16 protein-coding genes are annotated in these 18,220 nt (G+C 58.7%); 11 read left to right on the top strand and 5 right to left on the bottom strand.

Features of this window, described 5'->3' with window-relative positions:
• Positions 1-8: 8 nt before the first annotated feature.
• A complete protein-coding gene (locus tag AC1D06_RS08790) occupies positions 9-827 on the bottom strand; it encodes a pyruvate, water dikinase regulatory protein (protein ID WP_477874704.1) in 819 nt (272 codons plus the stop codon).
• A gap of 400 nt (positions 828-1,227) precedes the next feature.
• Here AC1D06_RS08790 and hemE point away from each other — a divergent pair, with 400 nt between their 5' ends.
• From hemE to AC1D06_RS08750, 8 genes are all read left to right on the top strand, one after another.
• Complete coding sequence (gene hemE, locus AC1D06_RS08785) at positions 1,228-2,265, top strand: uroporphyrinogen decarboxylase (RefSeq protein WP_477985938.1); 1,038 nt, start codon at positions 1,228-1,230, stop codon at positions 2,263-2,265.
• A 2-nt stretch (positions 2,266-2,267) separates the two neighbouring features.
• Positions 2,268-2,798, top strand: a complete 531-nt coding sequence (hemJ, locus tag AC1D06_RS08780; protein WP_477985937.1) for a protoporphyrinogen oxidase HemJ — start codon at positions 2,268-2,270, stop codon at positions 2,796-2,798.
• A 180-nt stretch (positions 2,799-2,978) separates the two neighbouring features.
• Complete coding sequence (rho, locus tag AC1D06_RS08775; protein ID WP_477874713.1) at positions 2,979-4,244, top strand: transcription termination factor Rho; 1,266 nt, start codon at positions 2,979-2,981, stop codon at positions 4,242-4,244.
• 315 nt (positions 4,245-4,559) lie between these two features.
• Positions 4,560-5,891 carry a tRNA uridine-5-carboxymethylaminomethyl(34) synthesis GTPase MnmE gene (gene mnmE, locus AC1D06_RS08770; protein WP_477985936.1) on the top strand — a complete coding sequence of 444 codons (1,332 nt, stop codon included), beginning with the start codon at positions 4,560-4,562 and terminating at the stop codon, positions 5,889-5,891.
• Between the two features lie 55 nt (positions 5,892-5,946).
• Positions 5,947-7,815, top strand: a complete 1,869-nt coding sequence (mnmG, locus tag AC1D06_RS08765) for a tRNA uridine-5-carboxymethylaminomethyl(34) synthesis enzyme MnmG (RefSeq protein ID WP_477985935.1) — start codon at positions 5,947-5,949, stop codon at positions 7,813-7,815.
• A gap of 38 nt (positions 7,816-7,853) precedes the next feature.
• The gene (rsmG, locus tag AC1D06_RS08760; RefSeq protein WP_477985934.1) at positions 7,854-8,459 is read left to right on the top strand and encodes a 16S rRNA (guanine(527)-N(7))-methyltransferase RsmG; all 606 of its coding nucleotides are present in this window, start codon (positions 7,854-7,856) and stop codon (positions 8,457-8,459) included.
• A 12-nt stretch (positions 8,460-8,471) separates the two neighbouring features.
• A complete protein-coding gene (locus tag AC1D06_RS08755; RefSeq protein WP_477874721.1) occupies positions 8,472-9,260 on the top strand; it encodes a ParA family protein in 789 nt (262 codons plus the stop codon).
• Positions 9,261-9,295: 35 nt separating this feature from the next.
• Positions 9,296-10,180, top strand: coding sequence for a ParB/RepB/Spo0J family partition protein (locus AC1D06_RS08750; protein ID WP_477874723.1), 885 nt, complete (start codon positions 9,296-9,298; stop codon positions 10,178-10,180).
• A gap of 65 nt (positions 10,181-10,245) precedes the next feature.
• Here the strand turns inward: AC1D06_RS08750 and holA are convergent, their stop codons facing one another.
• From holA to leuS, 3 genes are read right to left on the bottom strand one after another with little or no spacing between them, the layout of a single operon-like run.
• Positions 10,246-11,295 (bottom strand): DNA polymerase III subunit delta, encoded by a 1,050-nt coding sequence (holA, locus tag AC1D06_RS08745; RefSeq protein ID WP_477985933.1) that lies wholly within the window; start codon positions 11,293-11,295, stop codon positions 10,246-10,248.
• A gap of 31 nt (positions 11,296-11,326) precedes the next feature.
• Positions 11,327-11,854 carry a hypothetical protein gene (locus AC1D06_RS08740; protein ID WP_477985932.1) on the bottom strand — a complete coding sequence of 176 codons (528 nt, stop codon included), beginning with the start codon at positions 11,852-11,854 and terminating at the stop codon, positions 11,327-11,329.
• Positions 11,841-14,471 carry a leucine--tRNA ligase gene (leuS, locus tag AC1D06_RS08735; RefSeq protein WP_477874729.1) on the bottom strand — a complete coding sequence of 877 codons (2,631 nt, stop codon included), beginning with the start codon at positions 14,469-14,471 and terminating at the stop codon, positions 11,841-11,843. Before leuS ends, AC1D06_RS08740 begins: the two co-directional genes overlap by 14 nt.
• Before the next feature lie 160 nt (positions 14,472-14,631).
• Between leuS and AC1D06_RS08730 the strand changes: the two genes are divergently transcribed.
• Both AC1D06_RS08730 and AC1D06_RS08725 read left to right on the top strand, forming a co-directional pair.
• Positions 14,632-15,288, top strand: coding sequence for a YggS family pyridoxal phosphate-dependent enzyme (locus AC1D06_RS08730; RefSeq protein ID WP_477985931.1), 657 nt, complete (start codon positions 14,632-14,634; stop codon positions 15,286-15,288).
• A 7-nt stretch (positions 15,289-15,295) separates the two neighbouring features.
• Positions 15,296-15,820 (top strand): YcxB family protein, encoded by a 525-nt coding sequence (locus tag AC1D06_RS08725; RefSeq protein WP_477985930.1) that lies wholly within the window; start codon positions 15,296-15,298, stop codon positions 15,818-15,820.
• A gap of 157 nt (positions 15,821-15,977) precedes the next feature.
• Here AC1D06_RS08725 and AC1D06_RS08720 read toward each other — a convergent pair whose 3' ends face one another.
• Positions 15,978-16,943, bottom strand: coding sequence for a bifunctional helix-turn-helix transcriptional regulator/GNAT family N-acetyltransferase (locus tag AC1D06_RS08720; protein ID WP_477985929.1), 966 nt, complete (start codon positions 16,941-16,943; stop codon positions 15,978-15,980).
• 153 nt (positions 16,944-17,096) lie between these two features.
• Here AC1D06_RS08720 and leuB point away from each other — a divergent pair, with 153 nt between their 5' ends.
• Positions 17,097-18,206: a 3-isopropylmalate dehydrogenase gene (gene leuB, locus AC1D06_RS08715; RefSeq protein WP_477985928.1), complete on the top strand. Its 1,110-nt coding sequence runs from the start codon at positions 17,097-17,099 to the stop codon at positions 18,204-18,206.
• The last annotated feature ends 14 nt before the right edge of the window (positions 18,207-18,220 follow it).

Below are 18,220 nucleotides of genomic sequence, written 5' to 3'. Positions count from 1 at the left end.
GGTTTGCATCATCTCAGTCTCGGGCGCAGGGCGACAATGGCCGCGGCAGTTTCTTCAATCGATTTCCTGGTCACGTCGATGACCGGCCAGTTGTGACGCGCGCAGAGCTGCTTGGCATATTTCAGCTCCTCGGCGATCATCGACCGGTCCGTATAGGAATCCTGGTACCCGATCGCCGACCCTATCACGCGATTTTGCCGCACCTGTGAAATATGGTCGATCTGCGCGATCAGGCAGACGATCAATGGCTTGGTCGCGGCAAACAGTTTTTCCGGCAGCTTCAAACCGTTGACCACGGGGATGTTCGCCGTCTTGATGCCGCGATTGGCAAGATAGATCGCCGTCGGCGTTTTCGACGTGCGACTGATGCCGAGCAGCACGACGTCGGCTTCATCGATATCATGCGGCAGCTGACCATCATCATGGTCCATGGTGAAGTTGAGCGCTTCGATGCGCTTGAAATAGCCGGCGTTCAGCGCATGTTGTGCACCCACCCGGCGCCGTGACGGCGCACCCAAATAGGATTGGAAGATTTGCAGCACGGGCTCGATCACCGACACGCAGGGCACGCCCATCTCCCGGCAGGTCTGATCGATGACCGCCGCTAGTTCCTGATCGATGACGGTGTGCAGCACGATGCCGGGCGCGGCGTCGATCTCCGCCAGCACATCCGTCACCTGCTTGCGGTTCCGGACCAGCGGATAGACATGTTCCACCGCCATGCTGTCACCGAACTGCGATGCCGCGGCGCGGCCGGCCGCGATCAGAGTCTCACCTGTCGAGTCAGAAATCAGATGCAGATGAAAGAACTTTTTCTTGTTTTCCACGCTATAGAGTCCGGCCTGTTGATGGCGGTGGACAGAGCACCGATTTCTTCCGTCCGATTTCCTCTGTCGGGGAAAACCTGCGATTTGTCCACAGCGCTTCGCCGCGCGGAGAGTTTTGCGCCGCGCCTGTGCAAAAATCCATTAACCGAAAGTTAACTCTATTGCATTCATGGATTATCCACAGCAGCCAGCCAAGAGCGACGCCTGCTAGCCTCTTGAATCTCAAAACGGAATCCGAAAGCCACCTTATTTCCCACAGAGAGTTTCAGATAGAGTACATGTCGATGCGAGGGCGCGCGGGGCTCTGGAAAACGGACTGAGACACTTTAATCCTTGAATCTCACCGACTCTTAAGAAATAGCAAACCTTTATAGATCCTTTATTTTTTAAGAGGTGGGATGTGGAAAAGCCGAAACGGGCGATCATGGCGGTGCTGGAGGGCGAGACCGTCACGCCTCCGCCTGTATGGCTGATGCGCCAGGCCGGACGCTATCTTCCCGAATACCGGCAGACACGTCTACAGGCGAAAACCTTCCTCGAGCTCTGTTACACGCCGGAACTTGCGACAGAGGTGACGCTGCAGCCGATTCGGCGATATGGTTTTGATGCCGCGATATTGTTCTCCGATATCCTGGTCATTCCCGATGCCTTCGACCGCAATGTCCGCTTTGTCGAAGGAGAAGGGCCGAAACTTGATCCGATCGATGTCGCCGGTATCGATGCGCTGACCATGCCCGATATCGAAAAACGTCTGGCACCCGTGTTCGAGACGGTGGCACGACTCCGTTCGCAGCTGTCGGTCGAGACGACATTGCTTGGTTTCTGTGGGGCGCCCTGGACGATCGCCACCTACATGATTGCCGGGGAGGGAACACCGGACCAGGCGCCGGCGCGGCTTTTTGCCTATCAGCATCCGAAAAGCTTCGAGAAGTTGCTGGCATTGATTGCGGAAGCCTCGGCACGTTATCTGGTGGCTCAGATCGATGCTGGCGCCGATGCGGTACAGATCTTCGATTCCTGGGCTGGCGTGCTGGGCGACCGGGAATTCGAAACCCATGCCGTCAAGCCTGTGCGCAGGATCATCGATGCCGTGCGGGCCGAGCGGCCGCAGGCCCGGATTATCGCTTTTGCCAAAGGCGCGGGCTTCAATCTGAAGACCTATCGGCAGGGCACGACGGCCGACTGCATAGGCCTCGATTGGACTGTACCGTTGGATTTCGCCGCGGAACTGCAGAAGGCGGGCCCGGTGCAGGGCAATCTCGATCCGCTGCTTATGGTGGCGGGTGGAGCGGCGCTGGATGCTGGGGTGGATCGTATCCTGGACCGACTTGGTCATGGGCCTCTGATCTTCAATCTCGGCCACGGAATTACGCCGCAGGCCGATCCCGCCAACGTGACGCAGCTGCTTGATCGCGTTCGCGCCCATCGGGGGGCCTAATCATGACGTCGCCTTCCCCCTCGGGCAGCAAGGCCTGGCTGCGTGCCGGCATCGCACTTTCCGTCTGCGTCATTGTCATGGCTCTGATCGCGGCGCTCGATCGGGACAATCTCTATCTTTGGATCAAGGCCTTCCACATCATGGCGGTCATCGCCTGGATGGCGGGCCTGCTTTATCTGCCGCGGCTGTTCATCTATCACTTCGATACCAAATCCGGCTCGGAAGCGTCGGAACTATTCAAGCTGATGGAGGGCCGGCTCTACCGAATCATCATGACGCCGGCGATGATGCTCGCCTGGTTGCTCGGTCTCTACCTGGCCTGGACAGCGTTCCATTTCCAGGGCGGCTGGCTGCATGTCAAGCTTCTCGGCGTCGTGCTGCTGACCGCCGTGCACGTCTATTATGGCCGCAGCTATCGCGCTTTTCTACGCGATGAAAGACCTGGTAGTCAGCGCCATTGGCGGATCATGAACGAAGTGCCGGCGCTGTTGATGATTGTCATCGTGCTGATGGTGGTGTTGAAACCTTTCTGATATATCTTGCTAATCCATGGCATTTCTGGCAGACCGGTCTTGCGATGACGCAGACGAAGCATTATTTTTAACACAGTGCTTCACCGCATCGCGGCATGTCCCCATCCCCCTCGCACATGCCTTTCTCTCAAAACCGGTGTCGGTTTATTTCCCCTACCCCAACACTTTGTGGTCCCCTTTATGGCTGAAATGAAGCTTCAGGAACTTAAGAATAAAACAGCAACCGACTTGCTTGCTTTCGCCGAATCAGTGGCCGTCGAAAACGCGAGTGTGATGCGCAAACAGGAATTGATGTTTGCGATCCTCAAGAACCTTGCGGCCCAGGAAGTCGAAATCATCGGCGAAGGCGTGGTCGAAGTGTTGCAGGACGGATTCGGCTTCCTCCGCTCGGCCAATGCCAATTATCTCCCCGGTCCGGACGATATTTATATCTCTCCCTCGCAGATTCGCCGTTTCTCGCTGAAGACCGGCGACACGGTCGAAGGCCCGATCCGCAGCCCCAAGGAAGGCGAACGCTATTTCGCGCTGTTGAAGGTCAATACGATCAATTTCGAGGATCCCGAAAAGATCCGCCACAAGGTCCATTTCGACAATCTGACGCCGCTCTATCCGAATGAGCGCTTCAAGATGGAACTGGATATCCCCACCAACAAGGATATGTCGCCGCGTGTTATCGATCTCGTGGCGCCACTCGGCAAAGGCCAGCGCGGCCTGATCGTTGCGCCGCCGCGCACCGGTAAGACGGTGCTCTTGCAGAACATTGCCCATTCGATCACGGCGAATCACCCCGAATGCTATCTGATCGTGCTGCTGATTGACGAACGTCCGGAAGAAGTGACGGACATGCAGCGCTCGGTGCGCGGCGAGGTCGTCTCTTCGACCTTCGACGAGCCGGCGGTGCGCCACGTCCAGGTCGCCGAAATGGTTATCGAAAAGGCCAAGCGCCTGGTCGAGCATGGCCGCGACGTTGTCATCCTGCTCGATTCGATCACCCGTCTCGGCCGCGCCTACAACACCGTCGTACCGTCCTCCGGCAAGGTGCTGACCGGCGGTGTCGACGCCAATGCCTTGCAGCGGCCGAAGCGCTTCTTCGGCGCCGCGCGCAACATCGAAGAAGGCGGTTCGCTGACGATCATTGCCACCGCACTGATCGATACCGGCAGCCGCATGGACGAAGTCATCTTCGAAGAATTCAAGGGCACCGGCAACTCGGAAATCGTGCTCGACCGCAAGGTCGCCGACAAACGCATCTTCCCGGCTATGGACATCCTCAAGTCCGGCACCCGCAAGGAAGACCTGCTGGTTCCGCGTCAGGATCTGCAGAAGGTCTTCGTGCTCCGCCGCATTCTCGCGCCGATGGGCACGACCGATGCGATCGAATTCCTCATCGACAAGCTCAAGTCGACGAAGAACAATGGCGATTTCTTCGATTCGATGAATACCTGAGTTTTTGATCTTCCACTTCGGCCCGGTGTCCCACGCGAAAGCCGCTTGAGATGCCGGGCCGTTTCGTTTATGGACCCCACTCCTTCGTGCGATCACCGGATTTCTGAGGCTTGAGCTTCATATTGCCGCTACTTCTCGCGCCTAAAGGCATGTCTCCCGAAAGTGGTCACCGGCTTCGGGAGACATGCAAAAAATAAAGAGCTAAAGCGCCGGGAGCAAATCCCGGAGATCACGACGCGCTTTAGAGTCACTATTTTTGGCATGCTGACGCAGAACGCATACTGCGCTTCTGGAAAAGCATGCCTGGGGTAAAACATGTCGCGTGCTCAAGACACGATCTATGCTCTGTCGAGCGGCGCGCCGCCATCGGGCGTCGCCGTGATCCGGATTTCCGGACGCGACGCTGACATGGCGCTTGAGGCTATGTGCGGTCCGCTGCCCCAGCCAAGAACAGCGAGCCTTCGCCGGATTCGTGACCAGGACGGCAATGTCATCGACAAGGGCGTCGTCCTAGTTTTCCCGTCGCCCAATTCCTTCACCGGCGAGGACTGTGCCGAACTCCAGCTTCACGGCGGACGCGCCGTTATCAACGCCGTTCTGGCGCGGCTGGCTCAGCTCGGCCTGCGCATGGCCGAGGCCGGTGAGTTCTCCCGTCGCGCCTTTGAGAATGGCAAACTGGACCTTGTGGAGATCGAAGGTCTGGCCGATCTGATCGCCGCGGAAACCGAAATGCAGCGTCGTCTGGCGATCGAACAGAGCGACGGCCATTTGTCCGCGCTCTATCAGGGCTGGATGCGGCAGCTGACCCGGGCGCGGGCACTGATAGAAGCGGCCCTGGATTTTCCGGAAGAAGACGATATCCCCGGCGATGTCAGCGACAGCGTCTGGGAGCAAGTTTCCCGCCTGGCTGACGACATTCGCGATCATCTTGGACAGCAGAAGTCGGCCGAGATCATTCGGGATGGTTTCAAAGTGGTCATCGCCGGCCGGCCAAACGCTGGAAAATCAAGTCTCCTCAATGCCTTGGCTCGGCGCGACGCGGCAATCGTCACCGCTCTCCCAGGAACCACGCGCGATATCATCTCCGTGGACATGAATATTGGTGGTTTTCTCGTGACGCTCACCGACACGGCGGGCCTGCGCGAAACCGCCGATGTCATAGAAGTCGAAGGTATCCGCCGCACGCGCCGCTCATTGCAAGGCGCCGATCTGGTGCTTTTGTTGAAGGATATCCGTGACACTGGCCCCGATGAAGAAATTGGTGTACAGGCTGCCGTCGAGAGAATTGTGACGAAGGTCGATCTGGCAGAGAATCACCCTGGCGCGATGGATAGCGCCGGTGCCGCAGCAGCGATCTCTACATTGACTGGCGAAGGAATCGATTCACTTACGAAACGAATCCTGGCGCATGTCGAACGCGCTACGAGCATGCCGGGTGGCGCCACAGTGGTTCGGGAACGCCAGGCGGCGTTGTTGCGGGAAGCCCTGGAAATCCTCGAGAGGAGCGTCAGGGACCACGCACTGAATATCGAAGTCAGGTCCGAGTATTTGCGGCAGGTATCGCATATCCTCGGGAAGCTGACTGGGTTTGTCGACGTCGAAGAGCTGCTCGGGGTGATTTTCTCGGAGTTCTGCATCGGAAAGTGATCGGCGATCCATTTCGCGTGAGACCTCATGTGTGGGCTCGCAGAAGGACAGTGATATGAATACGCATTTTGATGTCATCGTCGTTGGGGGCGGTCACGCGGGCAGCGACGCCGCCGCGGCTGCGGCTCGATTCGGAGCCAGAACGGCTTTGATCACCCATAAGCGCGAGACGATCGGCGTCATGTCCTGCAATCCAGCCATTGGTGGATTGGGAAAAGGTCACCTTGTCAGGGAAGTCGATGCGCTCGACGGTGTGATGGGGCGCGTCGCCGATGCAGCGGGTATCCAGTTTCGCATGCTGAACCGGCGCAAGGGTCCCGCGGTCCGTGGCCCACGGACGCAGGCGGACCGAAAGCTCTATCGTCTCGCCATGCAATCGGCCCTGTCCGAGTATCAGAATCTGGAGATCGTCGAGGGTGATGTTTATGATCTTCGTATCGCCGACGGTTCGATCAACGGTGTCGTGCTCGCCGATGGCCGCGAATTTGGGTGCCGTTCCGTTGTCCTGACGACGGGCACATTTCTGCGTGGCTTGATTCATATCGGAGATCGCAAGATTCCGGCTGGTCGTGTTGGAGAGGATCCTTCTCTAGGCCTTTCAGGCACGCTTGCGCGGGCTGGATTTTCCCTGGCGCGATTGAAGACGGGCACTCCGGCGCGCCTGGACGGCAAGACGATCGACTGGGATTCCGTCGGGCGCCAGGGCGCTGATGACGATCCCATCCCGTTTTCGTTCATGACCGAAACGATTGCCAATCGACAGATCGAGTGCGGTGTGACGAGAACGACTCCGGAGACCCACAAAATCATCTCGGAGAATATCGGTCGCTCGGCGATGTATTCCGGGCAGATCGAGGGCATCGGTCCTCGCTATTGCCCGTCGATCGAGGACAAGATCGTTCGCTTCGGCGAGCGCGACGGGCATCAGATCTTCCTGGAGCCGGAAGGACTGGATGACGAGACCGTTTATCCGAACGGGATCTCTACCTCGCTGCCTGAGGACGTTCAGGAGGCCTTTATCCACACCGTTCCAGGGCTGGAAAAAGTTCGAATTCTACAGCCGGGCTACGCTATCGAATATGATCATGTCGATCCGCGGGAGCTCCATTTCTCCCTCGAAACGAAACGACTGCCCGGGCTTTTCCTCGCCGGCCAGATCAACGGCACGACTGGCTATGAAGAGGCCGCAGCCCAAGGCCTGGTCGCTGGATTGAATGCAGCGCGCAAGGCCGGCGGGTCGGATGCGATCGAATTCAGCCGGACAGAGTCCTATATCGGCGTAATGATCGATGATTTGACGTCGAAGGGTGTTTCGGAGCCCTATCGCATGTTCACGTCCCGGGCGGAATATCGTCTGTCGCTGCGCGCCGACAATGCGGATCAGCGCCTGACGCCACTCGGCATCGAGCTCGGCATTATCAGCCACGAGCGGCGAGAGAAATTCGAAATCTGGGCCGAAGAGCTTAATTGGGCGCGGGACTATGCGCAAAATGTCTCGCTGACGCCAAAGCAAGCGGTGGAATTCGATCTCAAGCTGAACCAGGATGGACAGAGACGGTCGGCCTATGATCTTCTGTCCTATGCGGATATCGATTTCGCCCGGATTGCGTCAATCTGGACTGATCTGGAGAAAACATCCGGGCGCGTTCGTGAGGCGCTGGAGATCGAAGCCGCCTATCATGTCTATATGGACCGCCAGGCTTCGGACATTGCTCAGGTCAAGCGAGAAGAAAGCCGCAGAATTCCCGATACTCTCGATTTCGCTACGTTGTCAGGGTTGTCAAACGAACTAAAGCAGAAGTTGCAACGGCACAAGCCGGCGAATATTTCGCAAGCGTCTCGAATTGACGGCATGACGCCTGCCGCGATATCGCTTCTTCTGGTGGCGATACGCCGTCACGGCGACGAGCGGATCGCCTCCTGATTGCAACATTTGAGAGTCTGATCCTAGTGACAACCGTAATGAGTGTTTCACGTGAAACGCGGGACCGCTTGGAGCGTTTTGCGGCGCTGTTTCAAAAATGGTCGCGCAGCATAAACTTGGTCGCTTCTTCGACGCATGCCGAGCTTTGGGATCGGCATATTCGCGACAGCTTACAGATTTATGCGCTGTCGCCCGGCGCATTCTCCTGGGTTGATCTGGGCAGCGGCGGCGGCTTTCCTGGAATAATTACTGCCATTTGCCTCGCCGAACTCGGCGACGGTTGGGTCCACCTGGTCGAAAGCAACCACAAGAAGGCGTCCTTTCTCAGAATGGCGCTGCTTGAAACAGGCGCTCGAGGTTCCGTTCATTCGATAAGAATTGAAACGGCTACGGAATTGCTCCCGTCTTGCGATCGTGTTTCGGCGCGGGCGCTCGCAGACCTGGATAGTCTTTGCGAATTTATTGAACCTTGGGCGACGCGAAATCAGAATCTCAAGGCATTTTTTCATAAAGGCCGGGATTACCGGCGCGAAGTCGAAATTTCGCATAGGCGCTGGAAATTCGATCTGGTAGAACATTCCAGTGTGATTGAAAGCGACTCTGTCATCCTTGAGATCAGCGATCTCACACGGAAGTCAATGTAATCGGTGGGCGGTATGAGAAAGAATCGTATCATTACCATCGCCAATCAGAAGGGTGGCGTCGGTAAAACGACGACGGCCATCAATCTGGCGACTGCGCTGGCGGCGATTGGCGAGAGTGTCCTTATTGTTGATCTGGATCCTCAGGGGAATGCCAGTACCGGTCTCGGCATCAATCGGCGGGACAGAAAGCTGTCGACCTACGATCTGCTTGTGGGCACACATAGCATAGCCGAAGTGGCGATTGCGACCGTGGTTCCCAATCTCTTCATTGCAGCATCCACGATGGACCTCCTTGGTGTTGAAATGGAGATCGGTCGTGAGAGCGACCGTGTATTCCGGCTCAAAAAGGCGCTCGCGGGCGGTGGCGCGGAGGCCTACGACTATATTCTAGTAGATTGTCCTCCCTCGTTCAATTTGCTGACAATGAATGCCATGGCCGCGGCGCAGTCGGTTCTGGTGCCGCTGCAATGCGAATTTTTCGCGCTTGAGGGCCTTAGCCAGCTGCTGGAAACCATCGATCAAGTACGGCAGACGGTCAATCCAACGCTGGATATCCAGGGCATCGTGCTGACAATGTTCGATGCCCGTAACAATCTGGCGCAACAGGTTGTTTCGGATGTACGAGAACATCTCGGTGAAAAGGTCTATCACACGCTGATCCCCAGAAATGTCCGCGTCTCCGAGGCTCCCTCCTATGGCAAGCCGGCGATCCTCTACGATCTCAAATGTGCCGGCAGCCAAGCCTATCTTCAACTCGCGTCGGAAGTCATTCAGCGAGAACGGCAGAGCAAAGCTGCCTGATTTGATTCACCTCCGAAATAACTGGTGCATGCGTTATGAACGATGATCCCTCAAAACGCCGTCTCGGCCGTGGACTTGCCGCACTCATTGGAGAGATGGACCAGCCGTTGACAGCGGCTCCAGGCCGTCCCGCGATCAGCGCGGACCGCAAGGTTCCGATCGAACTGATCAGCCGTAATCCGAAGAACCCGCGAAAGAATTTCTCCGAGGACGAATTGCAGGATCTGGCGTCTTCGATCCGGCAGCACGGGATTGTGCAGCCGGTCGTGGTGCGTACGGTCGGTGACAGTAAATACGAGATCATCGCTGGCGAGCGCCGCTGGCGCGCGGCCCAGCTGGCGGGGCTTGTCGAAATTCCGGTGATCATTCGCGATGTCGATGATCGCACGGCGCTCGAACTTGCAATTGTCGAAAACGTTCAGCGCTCCGACCTCAATCCGGTCGAAGAGGCGATGGGCTATGAACAGTTGATTGCAGAGCATGGCTACACGCAAAATGATCTTGGCGAAATCATCGGCAAGAGCCGATCGCATGTCGCCAACAGCTTACGGTTGTTGAAACTGCCGGATCCCGTGCGCCAGATGCTGTTCGACGGCAGCCTTTCCGCCGGTCACGCACGTGCTCTGATCCCGACGTCCGATCCTGTGGCGCTGGCCAAGGCGATCGTCAACAAGGGGCTTTCCGTGCGCGATGCCGAGCGGCTGGCGCAGAACGACATCAAGGCGCAGAGCAATCCCGCCGGCACCGAACCCAAAGCGCCGGAAAAGGATGCCGATACGATGGCGTTGGAGCGCGATCTTTCCAACCGGCTCGGCCTGCAAGTCAAGGTGTCTCACAACGGCGAGGGCGGACGCCTGGTGATTGCCTATAAGTCCCTGGAACAGTTGGAGCAGATCTGCCGGCTGCTTGAGCGAGTCTGATAGCGGATCGTATTGATCTATAGAATCGAACTGTGCCCGGGCTAGACGCAGTTTCCTTTGCCGCGTCAGCGACGGGTACTCTTGTTTCTCTCGGCAATCAACGTGGTCGCGAGCAGGGTTTGCATCGCGATCGTATCTTCCAGGGCGGCGCGCTGGCGTGTCTGCAGGATGGCAGACTGCAGCCGGTTGAGTTCGATGGAAATGGCCGTGGATGTCCAATTCCGCAGCGCGTTCTCGATGATCGGGCGACGTCGGAAATGCAGCGATCGCGCGTGTTGGCTCAGTGCATCGCCTGTGGAGATTTTCCGGGCGTCCATGTCGGAGCGCATGACGTCCAATAATTGAAATTGCCGCAGGCACCCCTGTAGGATCAGGAACACGCTGGTTTTCGAGGCGATGACTTTTTGGGTCGCGTGCAGGAAGCCGGCCTTGTCGCCTTGGAGGACGGCGTCAACGGCGTCATCGGTGGAAATAGCGCTCGCGTCGCCAATGATATCAAGCACATGCTGCAGTTTGATGATGGGCTCGCCCATGGCGTAGAGCGCGAGCTTGCGGATTTCACCACGGGAAGCGATGCGGTCCCCGCCGAGACTTTCCAGGAGAGACTGCCGCGCATCCGAGTCGATTCGCAGCTGAAACGAAGTCAGTTCTTCGTCGATCAACGCGTTCAGGCTCTTTGTGTCGTCGGCGTAACAGGGTATGGCGACCGCGGCGTGACCACTCTCAGCGGCTTTTCGCAGATTGGCGCCCTTCTTCAGGTCGCCGGCTTCGATGATGATCCAGGCATTCTCCGGCGCCTTCTCGGAGAGTGCCGCGAGTGCCTCCGACAGGTTCTTGTCGGCGCCGGCGCCTTTGATCCAGATGAGTTTCTCGCCGCCGAACAAGCCGGTCGAATAGGCTTCATCGAATAGACGGCCGGGGTCACCGGCCAGGTCCGATGCGTCGAGGCGCATGAAGGAAAAGGCGTCGTCGGTGCTGACGCCTGTGATCTTGACGAGCTCGCCGGCGCGTTCGGAAACCAGGCCCCGATCAGGGCCGTAGATCAGGAAGATGCGATAATCGCGGGCGCGCCGCTTCACGAATTGGTCGAATTCGTGGGCCTTGATCTCCGCCATGCGTCAAAATCCAGAAAAAACAGGTGGTTCGTCAGCGCGATATCCAGACCGCGAGGTCGGCGCGGATGAGTTCGGCGAGTTCGCGAGCGGAGCGGTCTTCGGCATCCTTGATGGCGCGCAGCTTGGCATATTGCTGGCCGGGGAAGTCGACGAGCGCCACGGAAGAACGATGACCGGTGCGCAGGACTTCGCCGGTCGAAATGCGCTTCAGCGTGAAATCCGCCTTCAATACCAGACGGCCGGCGCGCGGCAGATCGGTGGTCAGATCGAGCAGCACGCCGACATTGCGTTCGACGAGCTTGATATCGACCTGATATTCCGGATTTGCTGGCTCGCCGGCGCCGCCGGATGTCAGGAAGATCAGATCATTGCGCAATTGCAGCTCGACGCGCGTTTCGGCTTCCGAAAACACGATCGATTTCAGCGCCGGATCCACCTTGCTGTCCGTGGCATAAAGCGGCCGCACGGTGCAGCCGCTCACCAGCAGCAGAAGTGGCAGGACCAGCGCCGCCAGGAGGGTTTTTGCGCCGGACCGGACTTTCAGCTCAAACCACGACATTCACGATCCTCTGCGGAACCACGATGATCTTCTTCGGCATCTTGCCGTCCAGCGCGGAACGGACGCTGTCGAGCGCCAACACTGCTTCTTCGACCGAACTTTGATCCGCATCGCGCGCGATTGTCAAATCCGCCCGCTTCTTGCCGTTGATCTGCACCGGCAGCGTGATGACGTTTTCAGCCACCAGCGCTTCGTCATAGGCGGGCCAGCCGGCTTCGCAGACCATGCCGGTATTGCCGAGCAGGCCCCAGCACTCTTCGGCCAGATGCGGCGTCATCGGCGCAACAAGGCGGACCAGGATTTCCACGGCCTCTCGGGCGGCTGCGATTGTCACCGCGTCCGCCTTGCCGGAGGCAACCTGGGTCAGGGGTGCCGCAAGGGCATTGACCAGTTCGTAGATGCGGGCGACGGCCTTGTTGAAGCCCAACCGCTCATAGTCATATCCGACAGCCTTCAGCGTCTTGTGGGCAATCTGCGAGATGGCCAGCGCTTCGCCATCCTGAGCCGGCTTGCTTTGTACGCCCCTCAAAACGTCGGCCGCTTCGGAGACCAGCCGCCAGACGCGCTGGACAAAACGGTGCGCGCCCTCGACGCCGGCCTCGGTCCAGATCACGTCGCGATCGGGCGGCGAATCGGACAGCACGAAAAAGCGAGCCGTATCAGCACCATAGGAGCCGATAATGTCGTCGGGATCGACGACGTTCTTCTTCGACTTCGACATCTTTTCGATAGAGCCGATGGCGATCGGCTCGCCGGTGTCCATATGCGAGGCGATGCGCTTGCCGTCGATCTCGTCGACCTTGACGAAGGCCGGCTCGATCCATTCGCGGCCATGGCCTTCGCCGCGGCTATAGGTCTCGTGCACGACCATGCCCTGGGTGAATAGGCCCTTGAACGGCTCGTCGAGACCGACATGGCCGGTCTCGCGCATGGCGCGGGTGAAGAAGCGCGAATAGAGCAGGTGCAGGATCGCATGCTCGATGCCGCCGATATATTGGTCGACCGGCAGCCAGGCATTGGCGACGGCAGGGTCGGTCGGCGCATCTTCCCAGGGCGCGGTGAAGCGGGTGTAATACCAGGAGGAATCGACGAAGGTGTCCATCGTGTCGGTTTCACGACGCGCGTCGGCGCCGCATTGCGGGCAGGCGACGTGGCGCCAGGTCGCATGGCGATCGAGCGGATTGCCGGGCTTTTCGAAGTCGACATCGTCAGGCAGCTTGACCGGCAAGTCCTTCTTCGGCACTGGCACGACGCCGCAGACTTCGCAATGGATGACCGGAATCGGGCAGCCCCAATAGCGCTGACGCGAAATGCCCCAGTCGCGCAGGCGGAAATTCACCTTGCGTTCGCCTTGCGGCTGGTCGTGGATGAAATGACTGGCCAGGCGATTGGCAACCTCTTCGAAGGCGGCATCCGTGGTCATGCCGTCGAGGAAACGCGAATTGATCATCACGCCGTCGTCGACATAGGCGGTGTCGGTGACCTTGAACTCGTCCTTGTTGCCATCCTTCGGCATCACCACCGGCACGACCGGCAGGCCGTATTTGTTGGCGAAATCGAGGTCGCGCTGGTCGCCCGACGGGCAGCCGAAAATGGCGCCCGTGCCATATTCCATCAGCACGAAATTGGCGATGTAGACCGGAATCTGCCAGTCGCGGTCGAAGGGATGCAGCACGCGGATGCCGGTGTCGACACCCTTTTTCTCGGCTGTCTCCAAGGCAGCGACCGACGTGCCGGAACGGCGGCATTCCTCGCAGAACTCGGCGATCGCCGGATCGCGCTCGGCGGCAGCCTTGGCGACCGGGTGATCAGCCGAGATGGCCAGAAAGGAGGCGCCGAACAGCGTGTCCGGGCGGGTCGTATAGACCATGATGTCGCGGAGATCGCCGATCGTGTTGCTCGGCACCGTCTCCCAGCGAACGGTCAGGCCTTCGGAGCGGCCGATCCAGTTCTTCTGCATCAGCCGGACCTTTTCCGGCCATTGGTCGAGCGTGTCGAGCCTGTCCAGCAGATCCTGGGCGAAGGCGGTGATCTTGAAGAACCATTGCGTCAGCTCGCGCTGTTCGACCAGCGCGTCGGAGCGCCAGCCGCGGCCATCGATGACCTGCTCGTTGGCGAGCACGGTCATGTCGACTGGGTCCCAATTGACCTTGGAATTCTTGCGATAGACCAGGCCCTTTTCCATCATGTCGAGGAAGAGATGCTGCTGGCGGTGATAGTAGTCGACGTCGCAAGTGGCGAATTCGCGCGACCAATCCAGCGAAAGTCCCATGGATTTCAGCTGCTTGCGCATGGCGGCGATGTTGTCGTAGGTCCAGGATTTCGGATGGACCTTGTTCTTCATCGCCGCGTTTTCGGCCGGCATGCCGAAGGCGTCCCAGCCCATGGGATGCAGCACGTTGAAGCCGCGGGCGCGCTTGTAGCGGGCGACGACATCGCCCATGGCATAGTTGCGCACATGGCCCATATGGATGCGGCCCGACGGATAGGGAAACATTTCGAGGACGTAATATTTTTCACGCGGGTCGGTGTTATCGGTTTCGAAGACTTTCGCCTCGGCCCAATGCTGCTGCCAGCGCGGTTCGACCTCGCGCGGATTATAACGTTCTGATGCCATGTGATGCTGTCCGGAACCCAGAATTCTCGAATAAATTTGGGGCTGACCTTCATCATGAAAGCCGCGTCGCGTCAAGTTTTTCGGCGGAATGGATCGGCCCCGGTCTTGGCAATCATATGGTGGTTCCGCTACGGAGAAACCAGAAGTTTGGGAGTATGACATGTCGGTCGTCGAACAGTTCAACGAAGTCAAGGCGAGGATGGAAAAGGCGGCGGAAGAGGCGGGATGCCAGGATCGTGCCGACCTCGTCGCCGTGACCAAGACTTTTTCGGCCGAGCATATCCTGCCGGTGCTCGAAACCGGACACCGGTTTTATGGTGAAAACCGGGTGCAAGAGGCCGAGGGCAAATGGCCGGCGCTGAAAGCACAGTTTCCGGACATTGAGTTACACCTGATCGGACCGTTGCAATCCAACAAGGCGGTGGATGCGGTGGCGCTGTTCGACGTCATCGAGACCGTCGATCGAGAGAAGATCGCCCGCACCATCAAGGCGGAGATCGACAAACAAGGCAAGGCGCCAAAACTCTATGTCCAGGTCAATACCGGCCTGGAGCCGCAGAAGGCGGGGATTGCCCCGGATGACACGCTCGCTTTTGTCACATTCTGCCGCGACGAACTTTCCCTCAGAATTGAAGGGCTCATGTGCATTCCGCCGGCGGATGAAAATCCGGGGCCGCATTTCGCCCTGCTTGGCAAGCTGGCGCGAGAATGCGGTGTAGCGAAACTGTCCATGGGCATGTCGGGGGATTTCGAGACGGCGATCGGTTTCGGTGCGACCAGCGTGCGGGTCGGTTCGGCGATTTTTGGGCATAGATAGGAGAAGTATGGACCAGGATGTCGCTGTCGACAGATCCGTCACCTTAACTCTCACGCCGGACGATTTCGTTCGAGCATCTCAGTTAAGCATGATCCGATGGTACAAGAAGCCGGGGATATGGTGGCGATACGCGGCAGTTGGTATTCTCATGGGACTGGCGGTGATCGGACTGCTGGACGGCCAGTTGCCCCCGAACCCAATGGTCTTCATTGTCATCGTTATGGCGGCCTTGTACATCAGGCTGGTTTTGGCCTATTTCTTCTTTGTTCCGGCAACTGCACGGAAACGGTTTTCCCAAAGCAAGGCATTTCTTGGCCCGATCGTGTATTCCTGGTCGGAGCAGGAAATACAGTTTTTCGGCGAACTCGGCAGCGCTCGACTTCCGTGGAAGGACATGGCCGATCACGCGGAAAACGACGCTATGCTGTTGTTCTATCCGACGCCGCGAGTCATCTATATCGTACCGAAGCGTTTTCTCACCAGGAGGCAAATCGCGGACCTGATCAACTGCGCCTCTGCAAATATGGAATGATAACGGTTCATCCGCCTGCGTCCACCCTCATTGGGTCACTCGCACGGTGGACCCTTCAAGGCCTCATTCCGCTTCGCGTCATGAGGCGCTTTTTCGACACAGTCGGAAAAGCCTCGAAGGGTCCGGCCAAGCGCCGAAACAGACCCGGCAGGCGCACCTACATGGCCGCCGGCACCTTCCGCACGAACCGCTGCTCCGGCAGATCGAAACCCCATTGCGTCCCCCGCCACTCCTCCGCCAGTTCAAACCCAAAGGACTCATAAAGCTTTCGCGCTGCATCCAATCCCCGGAACGTCCAGAGGTGAATCTCCGGAAACCCGTACGCATCGCAGAATTTCACCGCCTCGGCCACGAGCTTTCGTCCGGTGCCCGTCCCGCGCAAATCGTCCTCGACGATTACCCAGCGCAGATGTGCCTTGCCATCACCCAGGTCTTCGCCATCGATGGCGATCGAGCCCTTGATCTGGCCGGTCTCGACGGCAAGCCACATCTGGTTGCCGGGACGATCCAGGCGGGGAACGAAATCGGCGAGGCCGCTCGCGACCTTGGCTTCGAAGACGGGCGGAAAATTCCAGTCGTCGGCATAGTAGCGACCATGCATTTCGGCAACGCGGCCAATGGCGCCCGGCAGAAAACCAGGGACGATTTCAACCTTCTTGTCCGTCCGTGAAACCCCGTCACCGCGTGTCATGCTCAGTGCACCGGCATAGGCGGAAAGCCCATCGATCACTTGCGTCCGCGCATGGTCTTCCAGCGAATTCAGCGCGCGGTCGACACGTGTGTTGGCGTATCGGTCGATATCGGCGAGCAGCGCTCGGCCGGACGGGGTCAGCATCAGGATTTTTGCGCGGCCATCGGTCTCGCTTGCGATTTCCGAGATCAGCCCGCGATCGACAAGTCGTGCCAACATACGGCTGATCGTGGATTTCTCCAGTCGCAGCGTCTGACCGAGTTCTCCGGCCGTCAAACCAACATGGTTGCCGATCTCGATGATGGCGTGCACGGCGGATGGCGAAAGATCGGTCTCGGCGAGGGTCGGCCGCATGAAGCCGAGGTCTCGCACCATGCGCCGGGAGGCATCGCGGACGGAAAGGATATCGGCACGGGTCAGGGCGGCATTCACGGCGGGACCTCGAATATAGTTGTATACTACAACTATATTCGAGGCGGTAACGTCTGACAAGAGCGTACTGCAAATCCTCGCATCGGCTTGAAAACCCGGATGTTGCGGACTAAGAGACGCCAGCCTCAACTCCAACCTTCAGAAAGTCTGGCAATGTCACGCACGCTTTTTCTGCTGCCCGGTGACGGCATCGGCAAGGAAACCATGGCGGAAGTCCGCAAGATCATCGCCGCGATGAACGAAAAGTTCGGCGCGGGTTTCGAGACCGATGAAGGTCTCGTCGGCGGCTCGGCCTATGATGCGCATGGCAAGGCGATTTCGGAAGAGGATATGGCCAAGGCGCTCGCCGCCGATGCGGTTCTGTTCGGCGCCGTCGGCGGCCCGAAATGGGATGGCGTGCCCTATGACGTGCGGCCCGAGGCCGGGTTGCTCCGGCTGCGCAAGGATCTGGCGCTGTTCGCCAATCTGCGGCCGGCGATCTGCTATCCGGCGCTCGCCAACGCTTCGTCGCTCAAGCCCGATGTGGTCGAAGGCCTCGACATCCTCATCGTCCGCGAATTGACCGGTGGCGTCTATTTCGGCTCGCCCAAGGAGATCATCGATCTCGGCAACGGCCAGAAGCGCGGCATCGATACCCAGGTCTATGACACGTTCGAGATCGAACGCATTTCCTCGGTCGCCTTCGAGTTGGCGCGTACGCGCAACAATAAAGTCTGCTCGATGGAAAAGCGCAACGTGATGAAGTCCGGGGTTCTTTGGAACGAAGTCGTAACCCAGACGCACAAGGCCAAATATCCCGACGTTCAGCTCGACCACATGCTCGCCGATGCCGGTGGCATGCAGCTGGTGCGTTGGCCGAAGCAGTTCGACGTCATCGTCACCGACAATCTGTTCGGCGATATGCTCTCCGACATCGCCGCCATGCTGACCGGCTCGCTCGGCATGCTGCCGTCGGCGTCGCTCGGCGCCCCCGATCCGAAGACCGGCAAGCGCAAGGCGATGTACGAGCCGGTGCATGGTTCGGCGCCCGACATTGCCGGCCAGGGTATCGCCAACCCGATCGCCATGATCGCCTCGTTTGCCATGTGCCTGCGCTATTCCTTCAACATGATCAAGGAAGCCGACACGCTGGAAAAGGCCATCGCCAATGTGCTCGACCAGGGCATCCGCACCGGCGACATCATGTCGGAAGGTGCCAAGAAGGTCGGCACAACCGAGATGGGCGATACGATCCTGGCGGAATTCCTCAAACTCTCTGCTTGATTTGCCGGAAGGCC

The organism is Rhizobium sp. P2_G2, from assembly GCF_056403555.1.
The sequence above is the reverse complement of the archived record's forward strand: the minus strand, read 5'-3'. Positions and strand labels throughout refer to the sequence as shown.

Excerpts from the sequence above, each read along its gene's own strand:
- hemJ (WP_477985937.1), top strand. The coding sequence starts at position 2,268 with ATGACGTCGCCTTCCCCCTCGGGCAGCAAGGCCTGGCTGCGTGCCGGC.
- rho (WP_477874713.1), top strand. The coding sequence starts at position 2,979 with ATGGCTGAAATGAAGCTTCAGGAACTTAAGAATAAAACAGCAACCGAC.
- mnmE (WP_477985936.1), top strand. The coding sequence starts at position 4,560 with ATGTCGCGTGCTCAAGACACGATCTATGCTCTGTCGAGCGGCGCGCCG.
- mnmG (WP_477985935.1), top strand. The coding sequence starts at position 5,947 with ATGAATACGCATTTTGATGTCATCGTCGTTGGGGGCGGTCACGCGGGC.
- rsmG (WP_477985934.1), top strand. The coding sequence starts at position 7,854 with ATGAGTGTTTCACGTGAAACGCGGGACCGCTTGGAGCGTTTTGCGGCG.
- AC1D06_RS08755 (WP_477874721.1), top strand. The coding sequence starts at position 8,472 with ATGAGAAAGAATCGTATCATTACCATCGCCAATCAGAAGGGTGGCGTC.
- AC1D06_RS08750 (WP_477874723.1), top strand. The coding sequence starts at position 9,296 with ATGAACGATGATCCCTCAAAACGCCGTCTCGGCCGTGGACTTGCCGCA.
- holA (WP_477985933.1), bottom strand. The coding sequence starts at position 11,295 with ATGGCGGAGATCAAGGCCCACGAATTCGACCAATTCGTGAAGCGGCGC.
- AC1D06_RS08740 (WP_477985932.1), bottom strand. The coding sequence starts at position 11,854 with ATGTCGTGGTTTGAGCTGAAAGTCCGGTCCGGCGCAAAAACCCTCCTG.
- leuS (WP_477874729.1), bottom strand. The coding sequence starts at position 14,471 with ATGGCATCAGAACGTTATAATCCGCGCGAGGTCGAACCGCGCTGGCAG.
- AC1D06_RS08730 (WP_477985931.1), top strand. The coding sequence starts at position 14,632 with ATGTCGGTCGTCGAACAGTTCAACGAAGTCAAGGCGAGGATGGAAAAG.
- AC1D06_RS08725 (WP_477985930.1), top strand. The coding sequence starts at position 15,296 with ATGGACCAGGATGTCGCTGTCGACAGATCCGTCACCTTAACTCTCACG.
- leuB (WP_477985928.1), top strand. The coding sequence starts at position 17,097 with ATGTCACGCACGCTTTTTCTGCTGCCCGGTGACGGCATCGGCAAGGAA.